The organism is Roseivirga sp., assembly GCF_965216855.1.
Classification (GTDB): domain Bacteria; phylum Bacteroidota; class Bacteroidia; order Cytophagales; family Cyclobacteriaceae; genus Roseivirga.
In genome coordinates, this window is record NZ_OZ244204.1 from 476480 (window position 1) to 491376 (window position 14897).

The 14897-nt window shown below is 42.3% G+C and carries 16 protein-coding genes; 15 read left to right on the top strand and 1 reads right to left on the bottom strand.

Annotated elements, in window-relative coordinates; translation table 11 throughout:
- Positions 1-468 (bottom strand): hypothetical protein, encoded by a 468-nt coding sequence (locus ACOOEY_RS02105; RefSeq protein ID WP_420387018.1) that lies wholly within the window; start codon positions 466-468, stop codon positions 1-3.
- A gap of 340 nt (positions 469-808) precedes the next feature.
- On the opposite strand from ACOOEY_RS02105, the gene ACOOEY_RS02110 reads away from it, so the two are divergent.
- The 15 genes from ACOOEY_RS02110 to ACOOEY_RS02180 all read left to right on the top strand — a co-directional run bounded on the left by ACOOEY_RS02110 (position 809) and on the right by ACOOEY_RS02180 (position 14886).
- The gene (locus ACOOEY_RS02110; RefSeq protein WP_420387019.1) at positions 809-1360 is read left to right on the top strand and encodes an SRPBCC family protein; all 552 of its coding nucleotides are present in this window, start codon (positions 809-811) and stop codon (positions 1358-1360) included.
- 181 nt (positions 1361-1541) lie between these two features.
- On the top strand, positions 1542-2108 hold the full coding sequence (locus tag ACOOEY_RS02115) for a hypothetical protein (protein WP_420387020.1): 567 nt from the start codon (positions 1542-1544) through the stop codon (positions 2106-2108).
- A 234-nt stretch (positions 2109-2342) separates the two neighbouring features.
- The gene (locus ACOOEY_RS02120) at positions 2343-3539 is read left to right on the top strand and encodes a helix-turn-helix domain-containing protein (protein WP_420387021.1); all 1197 of its coding nucleotides are present in this window, start codon (positions 2343-2345) and stop codon (positions 3537-3539) included.
- 66 nt (positions 3540-3605) lie between these two features.
- Positions 3606-5240: a serine hydrolase domain-containing protein gene (locus tag ACOOEY_RS02125; RefSeq protein ID WP_420387022.1), complete on the top strand. Its 1635-nt coding sequence runs from the start codon at positions 3606-3608 to the stop codon at positions 5238-5240.
- A 251-nt stretch (positions 5241-5491) separates the two neighbouring features.
- Positions 5492-6004 (top strand): hypothetical protein, encoded by a 513-nt coding sequence (locus ACOOEY_RS02130; protein WP_420387023.1) that lies wholly within the window; start codon positions 5492-5494, stop codon positions 6002-6004.
- A gap of 194 nt (positions 6005-6198) precedes the next feature.
- Positions 6199-7098 carry a cell division protein FtsX gene (locus ACOOEY_RS02135; RefSeq protein WP_420387024.1) on the top strand — a complete coding sequence of 300 codons (900 nt, stop codon included), beginning with the start codon at positions 6199-6201 and terminating at the stop codon, positions 7096-7098.
- A 1-nt stretch (position 7099) separates the two neighbouring features.
- Complete coding sequence (locus ACOOEY_RS02140) at positions 7100-7312, top strand: DUF3098 domain-containing protein (protein ID WP_420387025.1); 213 nt, start codon at positions 7100-7102, stop codon at positions 7310-7312.
- Positions 7313-8104, top strand: coding sequence for an undecaprenyl-diphosphate phosphatase (locus tag ACOOEY_RS02145; protein ID WP_420387026.1), 792 nt, complete (start codon positions 7313-7315; stop codon positions 8102-8104).
- Positions 8104-8805 (top strand): tRNA pseudouridine(55) synthase TruB, encoded by a 702-nt coding sequence (gene truB, locus ACOOEY_RS02150; RefSeq protein WP_420387027.1) that lies wholly within the window; start codon positions 8104-8106, stop codon positions 8803-8805. Before ACOOEY_RS02145 ends, truB begins: the two co-directional genes overlap by 1 nt.
- Positions 8802-9734 (top strand): bifunctional riboflavin kinase/FAD synthetase, encoded by a 933-nt coding sequence (locus ACOOEY_RS02155; protein WP_420387028.1) that lies wholly within the window; start codon positions 8802-8804, stop codon positions 9732-9734. Before truB ends, ACOOEY_RS02155 begins: the two co-directional genes overlap by 4 nt.
- Positions 9735-9744: 10 nt before the next feature.
- Positions 9745-10443 carry a CoA transferase subunit A gene (locus tag ACOOEY_RS02160; protein ID WP_420387029.1) on the top strand — a complete coding sequence of 233 codons (699 nt, stop codon included), beginning with the start codon at positions 9745-9747 and terminating at the stop codon, positions 10441-10443.
- 39 nt (positions 10444-10482) lie between these two features.
- On the top strand, positions 10483-10686 hold the full coding sequence (locus tag ACOOEY_RS02165; protein WP_420387030.1) for a four helix bundle protein: 204 nt from the start codon (positions 10483-10485) through the stop codon (positions 10684-10686).
- A gap of 190 nt (positions 10687-10876) precedes the next feature.
- The gene (locus tag ACOOEY_RS02170; RefSeq protein ID WP_420387031.1) at positions 10877-11539 is read left to right on the top strand and encodes a 3-oxoacid CoA-transferase subunit B; all 663 of its coding nucleotides are present in this window, start codon (positions 10877-10879) and stop codon (positions 11537-11539) included.
- A 7-nt stretch (positions 11540-11546) separates the two neighbouring features.
- Entirely contained in the window at positions 11547-11891 is a 345-nt protein-coding gene (gene gldC / locus ACOOEY_RS02175) for a gliding motility protein GldC (RefSeq protein WP_420387032.1), read from the top strand.
- 181 nt (positions 11892-12072) lie between these two features.
- Positions 12073-14886 carry a TonB-dependent receptor gene (locus tag ACOOEY_RS02180; protein ID WP_420387033.1) on the top strand — a complete coding sequence of 938 codons (2814 nt, stop codon included), beginning with the start codon at positions 12073-12075 and terminating at the stop codon, positions 14884-14886.
- The last annotated feature ends 11 nt before the right edge of the window (positions 14887-14897 follow it).

The following is a 14897-nucleotide window of genomic DNA, read 5'->3' on the forward strand; positions in this document are numbered from 1 at the left end:
TTAAAATTCAAACAACGAGTAAAGCCAACCGGAAATACTCAGAAATGAGATTCTCGAAAACACTTCAAAAACCAACGCAATCAATATAGACATCCACATACCTGACTTTTGGATGGTTTTATGCCGGACTGCTCTCACGAAGAGAAAGATAACCACAGCTAAGCAAACTGATGCCAGAAGACCGCTATAAATTGAATGTTGATCATTCACATGACAGACATCGAAATACAACAACAAAGATTCACTCTTGACTTGAAGTATCACAATAGCCAGTACTACTACGCTGGCAAAACCTCTGACCAACTCAAAACAAACTAGCAAGGCAAGTAGCAGCATTACCAACGGAGGGACCGTGAGCCACAAAAAAGGCACCTGCTCACTCAGTGTAGAAAGCCCCATATTAAAGAGCACAGAAAAGACTGAACAAGCCAAATAGCCTAATAGTACATACAGGAGGTTATTGGTCAAAGCACAATTTTTATAAATCCATCTGTAATTAATTTACTTAATCATGTAAAATAAAATATTTCATCTAATATGTTTTTTAAATAGACTTGTCATGCTCAGCAAACCTCAACCAGCCATAACTTCCCTTTAGAGCCTTGCCACTGAGCATGCTGGCCAGCATAGAAAAGATGAAAAGTAGTTGAAATGAGAATCGATGACTCGCTTTGCAATCCTGATGAGAATGTTGATAGTCAACGGAGTCACCTTGAGATAAAAATAGATTTGTTAATTTGAGTTGAATTATAATGAATCAACTACCTCATCAGGGAGGCAAAAAGGCCTGATATTTAAATGAGCTGATATGAAAAAAACATTCATCCTTCTTTATCTGATCTTGCTTAGCTCACTCACATTTGGACAGGACAAAAGAGTTGTATCAAAAATAGACTCCACAAAATCCCCCGAATTGGTTTTAATTCAGGAATTGACTGTCAAAGCACCTATTGATTTGGTTTGGGAGGCCTATACCACAAAAAAGGGATGGGAAAACTGGGCCGTTCCTCTTGCTGAAGTTGACTTAAAAGTAGGTGGCTATATCAAAACCAATTACAATGAAGAGGGGCAAATCGGAGACAGCACTACCATTGTTACCCATATCATCAACTATGTACCGAAAAGACTGCTAACCCTTCAGGCAGAAATAACCGACAATTTCCCGGAATTTATGAAAGATGACGCCCATGATTTTTATAACGTCATTTATTTTGACGAGACGGAAGACGGACATACCTCAATTAAATCATACGGGATTGGCTATAAAAACACATCCAAATACCTGTCATTGATGAATTACTTTATCCCAGCCAATGAACAAACTTTGATGAGCTTAATTGCTTACCTCGAAAAGGAATAGGAAGCCCATAACCTTTATCACTCTTCGCCATACACAAACGACTGGCTTTTACCTCTCATGGATCCGACAGGTCATATGCATATCTAAACCCTGTACGAAAAACAAATTGTGCTTGGGAATACTAAATACCTACCCTAACTTCAGAGCCGTAAAAACACATTATTAATTTAAACACACACATATGGCAATTGGAAAAGTTGGGTACTATGTCTACCTGACAGCACTCCCGAACAACTGGAAAGTTGAAGTAACAAAAATCGAAAACGTTAACGTGCCGGACGGTTTCAGTCTCGATTTCGGATCTGTACCGTACACCATTTCTTCTCCTGATCAGGTAGGTTATGCTTTAGCTGCCTCTGATATTCAGGCAGAATGGAAAGATGATGGCGATACTATGGCGGTCAACCTTTACTTCACTGTTACCGATGATGCGGGCAACTCAAAGAAAGGCTACATTCAGGCCGGTACTACAGAATGGTTTCACATAGAAAGACCTGACTACATCTTGCTGACCATCGGCTGGATTGGAGAAGCTCCTATGGGAGGTTTGAGTATCAGCGTTGGTGACCTGGTCAATCCGGGATCATTCAGCATGGGCTTCGGTAAGGACGATAAGAACAACATCTTTATGGTAGCCTCCTCTGATGACGATAATCAGGTAACAAAAGAGCTGGTTGGTAAAATTGTAGATGGATCGATTACAGCCATCACAGATACCCTCAAATGGGTAATTGCCAGTTTACTCTAAGGAATTCTTACATCTTAGGCACCGGGCACCAATGGTATTCGGTGCCTTTTATTTTCTACTCCCCTTCCAGCAGGTCATTGCATACCCCTGCTCACTGTAACCTCCAAGCATTTCCGGAGTTACCAGACCTGTGATTGGAAAAACACAGCCACTTTTAGACAATCTGACGTCCAAAGTGTAGATTTAGGCCCTGTTTTAATGCCTTTTAATTCCTAATACCGCAAAACAAGATTAATGCTTTTTTCCTTTGGCTTAAAAAGTTCGATTCTACTCATCTTCTTTTTTCACGGAATAGTCTTTTCTGTCACGCTATTGATCAAAGGCATTCAAACAGAAAACAAGTCTAGTCTCTGGTTAAGTTTGTTCACTTTCCTGTGCGCCTTGTACATCACTCCTTTTATGTTGGGCTATGCGGGATGGTATTCAGGGCAACCCTACAGAGACTTCCTTTTTTACATCCCTTTTCAGCAACTGTTGTTATTACCTCCTGTCCTGTACTTCTATATTAAGACTCTGCTCGATAGGTCATTTAAGTTCACTGCATGGGACTATTTGCATTTTATACCGGCAGCCGCTTACCTGATCTATTCCCTGGTGATCTTCCTTACCGATAAGGTCTTTCTAAATGAATATTATTTCTATGCCGATGGCCGGGATAAAGACTTTTCTTCCTGGTACCAGATAGCAGGTCTCTGCTTCCTCACCTATTACCTGACCATCAGTCTGAAAACATACTATAGATATAAAGCTATCACCTACAATGTTCTGAGTTTTGCAGACCAGGTGATGTTCAAGTGGGCTAAAAGGTTTCTTATCGCCTTTTTAGTACTCATTGCTATTCGCCTGGTGTTTTTTGTAGTCAACCCCGAGTGGGATGAGTTCGGCAGAAAGTTCTGGTATTATTTAAGTTTCTCGCTTCTCTTCTATTATGTATCGGTTAGCGGTTATACCAACTCGCTTATTTCGGCTACCTCGTTCAGGGATTCTCCTATAGATTCGGAAGATGATCTGAAGTTTCCAACGATTGAGACCGATAGCTCCACTTCTACTCAAAAGTCAGCGGAAGAGAAAAGTGAAATTCAAGACCTGGATGCCTGGAAGGAAAAAATAGAAAGGCTGATGCTGAATGAAAAAATGTATGAGAATCCGGAGCTGGTTATATCAGACATCAGTAGTCAATTAGGCACTCACTCCAGAAACATCTCACAGGTCATTAATCAGGGCTTTAACATGAACTTCAATGACTTTGTTAATCACTACAGACTCAAGGCGCTATTACTGAAGCTTGAAGCCGGAGAGCACCATACCAAAACGCTACTTGCCTTAGCCCTGGAGTGTGGCTTTAATTCTAAATCTACCTTCAACAGAGCATTCAAAAGATCTACTTCGCTTACGCCCAAAGAATACATTGAAAAACTAAGCGGAAAATAGGTGTCAAATCAGGATTTAAAGCGCAGAACGGGCTGGAGAAGGCCACCTTTGTTCAAAAAATTCAAAATGAGAACACTATTTCTAAGCATCCTGTTGATGTATTCTACCTGGTCATGTGCACAAACTCAACAGCGCTTAACCCCTGAACAAAAACAACGTCTTGATGAAATTGCCACCCAGGATGTGCCTGAAAATGCCCCCGGTATTGCCACCGCCATTATTCAGGATGGCAAGATTATCTATAAGAAATATGCGGGCCTGGCTGACCTTTCTGACAGCTCAATGATCGGAGAGTCTACCAGGTTCAACATAGCTTCCAACGGTAAGCAATTCACAGCATTGGCAGTCCTCTCACTGATAGACAGCAAGGACCTGAAACTTTCAGATGATATCAGACAGTGGTTCCCTAACCTGCTCCCTGATTTGAAGTCGAAAATCACAGTACAGCATCTGCTCAACCACACCAGTGGCATCAGAGATTTCTATGATCTAATGTCTTTACAGGGAAGTACCTGGTGGGAAAAGTCTTTCGACAATCAGGATGTACTGAACCTACTGGTAAAGCAGTCAGGTCTGAATTTCGAACCCGGCACAAAATACCTGTACAGTAACTCCAATTACGTATTGCTGGCACTCCTGATTGAGCAAGTATCGCAGCAAAGTTTTGTGGAATATACCAATGACATGTTCAGACAGCTGAACATGCCTAACACTTCATTTGTAGATAATGCCGGTAAAATCCGTGGGCCTATCGCCAGATCTTACTTCAATTTCGGCACCTGGACCACCTATGACTGGATCTGGAATGCCTGTGGAGACGGTAACATCTTTTCAACCCTTGAAGACCAAATTCAATGGGAAAGGCTGGTACAAGGCAAGAGTGAAACAACCTTCAGCAGAAGAATTATCGACCAAAGTCAGCAACATATTAAAGGCTCAAAGTTTACCAATTATGGCTATGGGCTAGAATTTGGAGAGTATAAGGGCATGCCATTCCATTTTCATGAAGGTGCCACCGGTGCCTGGAAAGCCACTGTCATCAGGTTTCCTGAGACCAACACTTCCATGATTACAATGACCAATACGGGCAAAGCCATTCCTTTCAGTCAGACCAGACAAATGGCTGATGTGTTTTTCGATCTGAAATCGGCAGAAGAGTATCTGGTAACTAAACCAGCCAGTGTTGGGCCATATGTGAGTGAAGATGAAGTCCTGGGCACCTATTTAACAGAGAGTGATTTTGCATTTACCTTTGAGAAGAGGGGTGGCAAAGTCTTTCTGAAGAGAGTAGGCCGAGGCGATATTGAATTGGAGCGTGAAGCAGATAATATTTTCCGCCAGAAGTATGATCCGGATTTTAAACAGGAGTTTACCACTAATTCCAAAGGTCAACTGCAGGTAACGGTTTATTACACTACCCACAACCCCTATTCAGCAACCAAAGCAGGTAGCCTGGATGATGGGTTTGACTTCAGGCAATTCAATGGAGAATACCTGAATGCTGAGACCAACACCAGCATTATACTCAGGCATATTGAGGGGATGAATTACGAAGTAAAATTCAGGGAAGACTATGTTACCAAAGGCCTGCTCGTATCCGGTGAAAAGATGCTTGTCGATTTTTACAGCCTGATATTCAAAGATGGTAGTCTAATGCTGAATGGTGACAGGATCAAACAGGTGCAGTACGTGAAAAAATAAACCGCGACACTCAACTATATCACATCTTACAACAGGACAAGCCTTGGCGAAAGCTGAGGCTTGTTGCTTATTATTATACATTTATTAGAGAAAAGTGATGAGCTTGGATATATTCGAAAATCAACAGAATCAAAAAGAGAATAGTCATAGAACTTTGTAGAAATATTATTGGTGAAAGGCCAGAGAAAGTTCAGTAAAAGCAAGATATAAATTTAGCCCTTTGTGATATGGGAATGATTAGCACATGAAGTATGAGACACTTCATTGAAGTTATTATAGCGGAGGATTCAATCATTGAGAGTATTGAGTCAGATTGGATTTATGGAAATAAGTTAACTCTTTCCCAAGGTTTTTCTTTGATACCCATGACCACTAATTTTTTTGATGACATAAATGACCTAGTTAACATCAGAAAAGTAGATTCATTTGATGAATTTAAATTCTTGAGTTCCTCTGTGGAAGAATTGTTAATGCATAAATCTCATAATTCAAGGGTTGCGTATATCGAAACCGACTATTGGGGAGGTGCAGGTGTTCAGACTGGTATTCTCTTTGAAAATCAAAAAATGAAGATGGGCCCCTTAAAAACTGAAATCGTCTGGATTGAAAGAGATAATTCATATCAACAAATCCCTCAGGGAAAGACGGCTGTTAACAGAATTCTTGAACAGCTAGGCGTTTCTAGAATTGGCGAAAAAGATGAGTTTGATTCGCTGGGATTAGGAAACTTTCGAAGCAATGAGGACATAATTAATTCTATGTAAGAATGAACATAGATATAGCTCTTCTAATCCATTAACAATAATATTAATTCAAAATCTCAAAAGCCCTCAAACTACAAACTCAATCTAAACTTTTGGTCTTAAACATCAACTATAACCCACTTAAACAATATTAACAACTCCCCTCAGTTACCCTTTTGAATTAATTACTATTTTTGATCGCAAAACATCCACCCTTGGCTAAAGAAATCAAAAAGCATAAGCGCAAAAAGAAACTCGGATCATATCATTATATCAGTGTCATCTTCAGTGCCACTCTCGCGCTCTTTGTGATTGGTTTATTCGGAACCGTTATTCTTCAGGCCAACCGCCTTACCTCTATCATTAAGCAAAACATAGAATTACAGGTTTATCTGGATAAAGATCTTTCTGCCAGCCAGCGCAATAGAATTCAGAGTGAGCTCTCTACCAGTCCCTACACCCTGCAAGTTGAAGGTGAAAGTCCTGTTACTTTCATTTCTAAAGATGAGGCAGCCAAACAGTTTATTGAAGAAACGGGAGAAGACTTTACCGAATTTCTGGGTGAAAACCCTTTAAGAGATGCCTACACCCTTAAGATTGATGAAAGCTATCAGTCGAATAGCCAGCTGGATAGCATTGCTAACTCTATACAGAACATCAGCGGGGTTTATGAGGTCACTTATGTGAAGAACCTGGTAGACTCCATTAACAGCAACCTGACCAAAATCAGTCTGATACTGGTAGGCATTGCCGTGCTGCTGGTGATCATTGTCACTTTGTTAATCAACAACTCTATCAAGTTGGCCCTGTTTTCCCAGCGTTTTCTCATCAGAAGTATGCAGCTGGTGGGTGCCAAGAGCACTTTCATTAAGAAACCTTTCCTTTCCAGGTCGCTCTTACATGGTGCAATAGCCGGATTGATTGCTTCTGCCCTGCTCTTCGGATTAAAATTCTATGCCAATCAGAGAATTGAAGGTTTAGAAGAACTTCAGCAGGAAGAACTCATCTTAGCCCTTTATGGTATTTTGGTTTTATTGGGTGCATTAATCTCTTACTTTAGCACCGTCAAAGCCATGAACAAGTATCTGAAAATGTCTTTAGACGAACTTTACTAGCATGTCAGAAAAGAAAAAGAACAACTTCGCCTTCAGCAAAGAAAACTATAAGTGGATGCTCATTGGACTGGGATTGATCCTCCTTGGATTCATTGTCATGTCGCTCGATGGTGAGCAACATGGCCAGGGATTCCTTGGCCTCACCCTCGGTCCCATAATCATTATGGCTGGTTTCATTTTAGAGTTCTTCGCTATTTTCAAAAAGTCGAAATAAATGAGCTGGTTCGAAGCCCTCATCCTTGGCATTGTACAGGGACTCACTGAATTTTTACCCGTTAGCAGCAGCGGACACTTAGAGCTTACCAAGGCTATGTTTGGAGACAACAGTCTTCCGGAGGAGAGCCTGATGATGACGGTGGTACTACATGCAGCAACAGCACTCAGCACCATTGTTATTTTCAGAAAAGACATTGCCGAAATTCTCAGGGGCCTGTTACAGGTCAAAAACAACGAACAGTTTCAGTTTTCATTGAAGATTGTGCTATCCATGATTCCTGCTGCCGCAGTGGGCGTATTACTGGAAGACCAGATAGAGCAGTTCTTTGGCGGACAAATTCTTCTGGTAGGTTGTATGCTGATTGTCACAGCCGGCCTGCTGTTTTTAGCTGACCGGGCCAAAAGCACCCTGAACCCTGTTTCTTACCAAAAAGCCTTTATCATCGGTATTGCTCAGGCCATTGCCATTCTGCCAGGTATCTCTAGATCAGGCGCGACCATTTCTACCTCAGTACTTTTAGGTGTTGACAGACAGAAAGCTGCCCGATTCTCTTTCCTGATGGTGGTGCCACTTATCCTGGGTAAAATGGCCAAAGATATATTGAGTGGTGACCTCGGAAGTACACAAACCAATACAGGCCTGCTGATTATCGGTTTCATTGCCGCCTTTATTGCCGGACTGCTTGCCTGTCAGTGGATGATTGCCCTGGTGAAGAAAAGTCAGCTCAAATATTTCTCCTTCTACTGCATGATTGTTGGTATTATTGCCATCATCTACACTTTGATTTAATGCTCGATTTAGATCCCGAACTAAGTAAGCAAGACAATTTCCTGGCTGGCCAGGTCATATTGATCGATAAACCATTGGAATGGACATCGTTCGATGTCGTTAAAAAAGTCAGAAATAATATTCGCATCAAGAAGGTAGGCCATGCCGGAACCTTAGACCCATTGGCCACCGGACTCCTCATTGTCTGCACGGGAAAGAAGACCAAGTCTATTGAGTCCTACATGGGACAAGAGAAAGAATATACCGGCACCATAACCATTGGCCAGACGACCCCTACTTATGATCTGGAAAGTGAACCTTCAGAGCCTGTAGCCATAGACCATCTTACCGAAGCAGACCTGGAGAGTGCCAGAGTTCAGTTTGTCGGAGAAATTGACCAGACTCCTCCTATCCATTCAGCCATTAAAGTGGATGGCAAACGCGTTTATGAACTGGCACGTAAAGGAGAAGACGTTAAGTTGAAATCCAGACGTGTTATTATTTCTGAATTTGAATTCACCAAAGTAGATTTGCCTATACTTGAATTCAGAGTGGTTTGCTCTAAAGGAACATACATCAGAAGCCTGGCCCATGACCTGGGAGAAGCCCTTGGTGTCGGAGCTCATTTAAGCAGCCTAAGGAGAACCAGAATTGGTGAATTCCGTGTTGAACAAGCATACCAACTCGAAGAGTTAATCAATTATTTAAAAGAGCTCTCATGAAGATTCACCTGGGAACAGAAGCTATCAGGGATATTCAAAATGCCGTGGTCACCTCAGGCACTTTCGATGGTGTGCACATCGGTCATCAGAAAATACTTTCCAGGTTACAGGAAGAAGCTAAAAGAGTCAATGGCGAAACGGTAGTCATTACCTACTGGCCACATCCAAGACTGGTACTCAAACCCTGGGATCATTCTCTTCAGTTACTTTCTACCTTCCCGGAAAAGGCCAACCTGCTGGAAGACTTCGGCATAGACCACCTGGTGAAGGTGCCCTTTACCAAAGAATTTGCCCATATGATACCTGAAGAATACATCAGGGTCATTCTTCACGAGCGAATCAAAACCAAAAAAATCATTATCGGCTATGACCATCGCTTTGGCAAAAACCGAAGTGGCGGATTGGAAGAGCTTCATGCCTTTGCAGAGAAATACCATTATGAGGTGGAAGAAATCCCTCGTCAGGATATTGATGAAATTGGCATCAGTTCAACCAAGATTCGCAGAGCGCTGGAAGTGGGCGATGTACATCAGGCCAATACTTACTTAGGAAGAAATTACGCCCTCACCGGCCGCGTGGTACATGGCGAAAAGATTGGCAGGTCCCTGGGCTTCCCTACCGCTAATATTTCGGTGAAGGAAAACTATAAGCTGATCCCATCAGACGGCATCTATGCTGTCAGAGTCTGCCACGAGTACAACAAGTACGATGGCATGCTCAACATAGGTCAACGACCGACTATTGGTGGTGAAAACAAAACCATTGAAGTAAACATTTTCGACTTCGACATGGATATCTATGAAAGCGAAATCACAATCGAATTCGTAGATTTGATTCGGAAGGAAATTAAATTCAATTCGCTCGATGAGTTGAAAGCGCAGCTGGCCAATGACAAAACGGCTGTTAAGGAGCGATTAAGTAAACTATAAACAAACCACTATGATCAATAAGGTAGTCAACAATGCTGATGAAGCAATTGCCGACATTCCTGATAATGCTACCCTGATGCTGGGTGGCTTCGGCTTATGCGGAATACCTGAAAACGCCATCGCTGCTCTGGTGAAAAAGGGAGTTACGGGCCTCACCTGTATTTCCAACAATGCCGGAGTCGATGATTTCGGCATTGGACTTATGCTGAAAACCCGTCAGGTTAAAAAGATGATCTCCTCTTATGTGGGTGAAAATGCAGAGTTTGAACGCCAGTTATTATCAGGCGAGCTGGAAGTAGACCTGATACCACAAGGAACATTGGCAGAAAGAATTCGTGCCGGTGGAGCAGGTATTCCGGCCTTCTTCACTCCTGCCGGTTACGGTACTGAAGTAGCAGAAGGCAAAGAAGTGCGCGAATTCGATGGCAAGAAACACCTGTTGGAGTCCTGGTTGCGTGCCGATTTCGCTCTGGTGAAAGCCTGGAAGGGTGATAAAGCGGGTAATCTGGTTTTTAAAGGAACAGCCCGAAACTTCAACCCGATGATGGCTACTGCCGGTAAGATCACAATTGCCGAAGTGGAAGAGTTGGTCGAAGTAGGAGAACTGGATCCTAACCATATCCATACTCCCGGCATCTTCGTGCAACGCATTTTCCAGGGAGTGAATTATGAAAAAAGAATAGAACAGAGAACTACGAGGATTAGGTAATTTGATGATTTGAAAATTTGGTAATTTGATAATTCGGCAATGAGGAATGATAAGCCAAATTTGATTGTTGAACTGACATTTCAATTTTCAATTGATCTTATTCCATTCGTTGAATTACTGGAATCACAAAAGAAATATGTAATTGCAAAACAACTCTTAGCTTCTGGTACGAGTATAGGAGCAAATACCAGAGAAGCACAGAATGCAGAAAGCAAGAGAGACTTTGTTCATAAGTTAAAATAGCCGCTAAAGAAGCAGATGAAACTATGTACTGGTTAAAAATATGTGAATTTGCACCAAACTACCCCTCCAGTCCAAAACTGGTAGAAGATTTACAAGTGATCATAAAGATTATCTCAAAAATTATCGGAAGCAGCAAATGACCATTTTCAAATCACCTAATTGATCACCTTCAAACTTTCAAATTAATACTATGGCATTAGATAAAATAGGTATAGCGAAAAGAATAGCACAAGAAGTTCAGGACGGTACATACATCAATCTCGGCATTGGTATTCCTACCCTGGTAGCCAACTTCATCCCAGACCATATCAACGTGGTATTACAGTCGGAAAATGGTCTTTTGGGTATCGGTCCCTTCCCTGAAGAAGAGGAAGTCGATGCTGACTTAATCAACGCAGGCAAGCAAACGGTAACGACCATGGCGGGTTCTTCGCTTTTCAGTTCGGCCGAAAGTTTCGCTATGATTCGTGGCGGACATGTAGACCTGACTATTCTTGGCGCCATGGAAGTATCGGAAAACGGAGATATTGCCAACTGGAAAATCCCTGGGAAAATGGTAAAAGGCATGGGTGGTGCCATGGACCTGGTAGCTTCAGCAGAAAACATTATCGTAGCCATGCAGCATTGTAGCCGAAGCGGTGACTCAAAACTACTGAAGGAATGTACCTTGCCCATTACCGGAATCCGCTGTGTTAAGAAAATTGTAACCGACATGGCGGTAATAGATGTTTTACCCGAAGGTGGTTTTAAATTGCTCGAAAGAGCACCGGGGGTAAGTGTAGAAGAAATTAAAGCCGCTACAGCCGGTAAACTAATAGTAGAGGGTGACATACCCGAAATGCAGATTAACTAAAATGACAATGAAAGATTCGGAAATCAGACTGAAAATAAAACTAGACAAAGACTCCATCCCTGAAACCATTACCTGGGATGCTACCGACAAGGATATTCCTGGTGAAGAAGAAACCAAAGCCTTCAACCTGGCCATATGGGATCATAACACACTCAGCACTTTGCGCATTGACCTATGGAACAAAGAAATGCCTGTTGACGAAATGAAGCGTTTCTATGTAGATTGTTTAGGTGGACTGGCGCAAAGTATTTTAAACTCAACTGGTGATGAATTCATGTCTTCTGCCATGAACAGGCTTTGCGATAAACTGGTAAAGCACCTCGAAGAAGAAAACGGCCAGAATCAGCAATAATTATCACCCCAAAAGGCCTGTACCCACAACTTTTCGCAAGCATGACAATGTTATGCATGACGAATAAAATTACCGCATAGGCTTTTTAAACATCAAAAACATTGTATTTTTGGACAGATACCTATGATTTAATTCCTAGATCATAGGTCTGCCAAACTTTATTTGTTTCAAAAACCTTAGTATGAAGAACTTGAAGAGAATTTTTAAAGGTCTGTTACCGGTCCTCTTCCTGATGCAATCGATTACACTCCTTGCGCAAGATCAGGTAAAGATTTCCGGTAGAGTGGTAGATGATGCCACAGGTCAGACATTACCGGGTGTGAACATCCGGGTGAAAGACAAAGTTGTTGGAACCATCAGTAGCGCACAAGGCGACTTTAACCTAACAGTCAATCAATCTGCTCCACTTACTTTGATCTTTTCTTTTGTGGGATACACCCCGCAAGAGGTAGAGATTACGGAAAGCAATGTCACAGGACTGGAGATTAGAATGATTGAGCAAATCATATTCGGTCAGGAAGTGGTTGTTTCGGCCTCGAGAGTCGAAGAAAGCATCCTCACCTCCCCTGTCTCCATCGAGAAGATGGACATCCTTGATATCAAGGCCACTGCATCTCCTTCATTCTACGAAGGTTTGGCAAACCTGAAAGGTATCGACTTCAGTACTCAAAGTTTAACGTTTAAATCCATTAACGCCCGTGGTTTCGGAGCCAATGGTAACACCCGTTTCGTACAGTTGATCGATGGTATCGATAACCAGGCACCAGGTTTGAACTTTGCAGTGGGTAATATCGTGGGTATCAATGACCTGGACCTCGAGTCAGCTGAATTGATTCCTGGTGCAGCTTCTGCCCTTTACGGTCCTAATGCCATTAACGGTATCTTACTCCTTAACTCTAAAAACCCGTTCGACTATCAGGGTTTGAGTGTTTATGCTAAAACAGGACTTAACAATGTTCAATACAACACCACTGAAAATCAGGAATTCTATCAGGATTATGGTTTCAGATGGGCTAAGTCATTCAATAACAAACTGGCCTTTAAAGTAACCGGATCATATTTGAAAGCCACCGACTTTGTTGGTGTCGATACACGCGACCAGGGACTGGCAACAGCCGGAGTGGTTGAGCGTGGAGCTACCGAAAGAGGCAATAACAGATTTTATGATGGTGTGAATGTTTATGGTGACTTCGGTATCACCGTGGGTGCCATTGCTGACATCGCCATTGCAGGTGGTAACACTTCCCTTCCTGCTGTCAGAACTCTTCTTCCTGATAATCAAGACGGTTTCTTTACAGCTACAGGATTCACTGAAAACTCTTTTGTAGATAATAGCACTGAAAGTATCAAACTGGGTGGTGCCCTTCATTACCGACTGAATGATAAACTGGAACTGTTTGGTCAGTTGAATTACGGTGCTGGTAGCACAGTGTATACTGCTAACGACCGCTTCGTTCTGGATAACTTCTCTATCACCACTGCCAAAGTAGAGTTGAGAGGTTCTGAGTTCTACGCAAGAGCCTATACCACACAAGAAAATTCAGGCGATAGCTACGCAGCTAACACGCTAGCCTCATTGATTAACCAGGCAACATACCTTAGTCCATACCTTGAAACATTCGTTGGTGCAAGACTTACCGGAGCTTCAATTGAGCAATCACATGCAGCAGCAAGACAAGCTGCCGATGCGGTTCAACCTCAGCCAGGTTCAGCTCAGTTCGAGCAACTCTCTCAGGTTTTAAGAGGCAGATCAATTGCTGAAGGTGGCGCCAAGTTCCTCGACAAGTCGGCCTTATGGCATGCTGAAGGTAGCTGGGATCTTAGTGAAAGAATCGACTGGGCCGATGTAGTAGTTGGTGCTAACTGGAGACGTTATAGTCTGAATTCAGAAGGTACCCTTTTCGCTCTCGACAACAGTGGAGAAGAAATCAGCTACAACGAGTGGGGTGCTTATACTCAAATCTCTAAGAGCTTTATCGATGATAACCTGAAACTTCAGGGTTCATTGAGATATGACAAAAACGAATTCTTCGAAGGTCAGCTCTCTCCAAGATTCTCAGCGGTTGGTACTCTTGCCAACAACCACAACATCAGAGGTTCATTCCAGAGAGGTTTTAGAATCCCTACCACTCAGGATCAGTTCATTGACCTTGATGTGGTAACCAGAAGATTGATTGGTAGCAATGACCTGTTGGTAAACAGATATAACTTCAACCCACAAAATACTTACACTTCTGAAAGTGTTGCACTCGCAAGAGCAACTGATGATCCTTCTGCCCTTCAATTGGAAGACAGAGTAGCCAATGACTTCAAGACAGAAAAAGTAAACACTTTCGAAGTAGGTTATAAAGGTCTGTTCATGAATGGCAGACTATTAGTTGATGCATATTACTACTACAGCAGATACTCTGACTTCATTGCAGAGATTGACTTTACTCAGGCTGTTCCTAACGGATTAACTGGTGCTAAAGTAAATGACGATGCGGCTATTCGTCAGCAAATTGTTGACGGTACTGTTCCTACCCAAAGATTCGGCTTCGATATCAATGCAGATGGTAATGTGGAATCTCAGGGATGGGCAGTTCAGGTTGACTATACAATGAATGGTGGTTATTTCGTAGGAGGTAACGTTGCCTACAACGAACTGATCTCACAAAATGACCTGTTAGCTCAAGGCTTCAGAGCTTCTTATAACACACCTAAGTATCGTTACAATGTGAAGTTTGGAAACAGAAAAGTAACTGAGAAACTTGGATTCCAGGTGAACTACAGATGGCAGCAGGCATTCCTTTGGGAGTCTTCTTTCGGAGTTGGTGTGATTCCTGAATTCGGAACACTCGATGCTCAGGTCTCTTATAAAGTTCCTGAGTGGAAATCTACTTTGAAACTTGGAGCCAGCAACATTCTGAATGAGCGCTATACTACCTCATTCGGTAACCCAACATTGGGTAGCATCTACTACTTCCAGATCACTTTTGACGAATTCTTCAATTAATTGAGAATGAA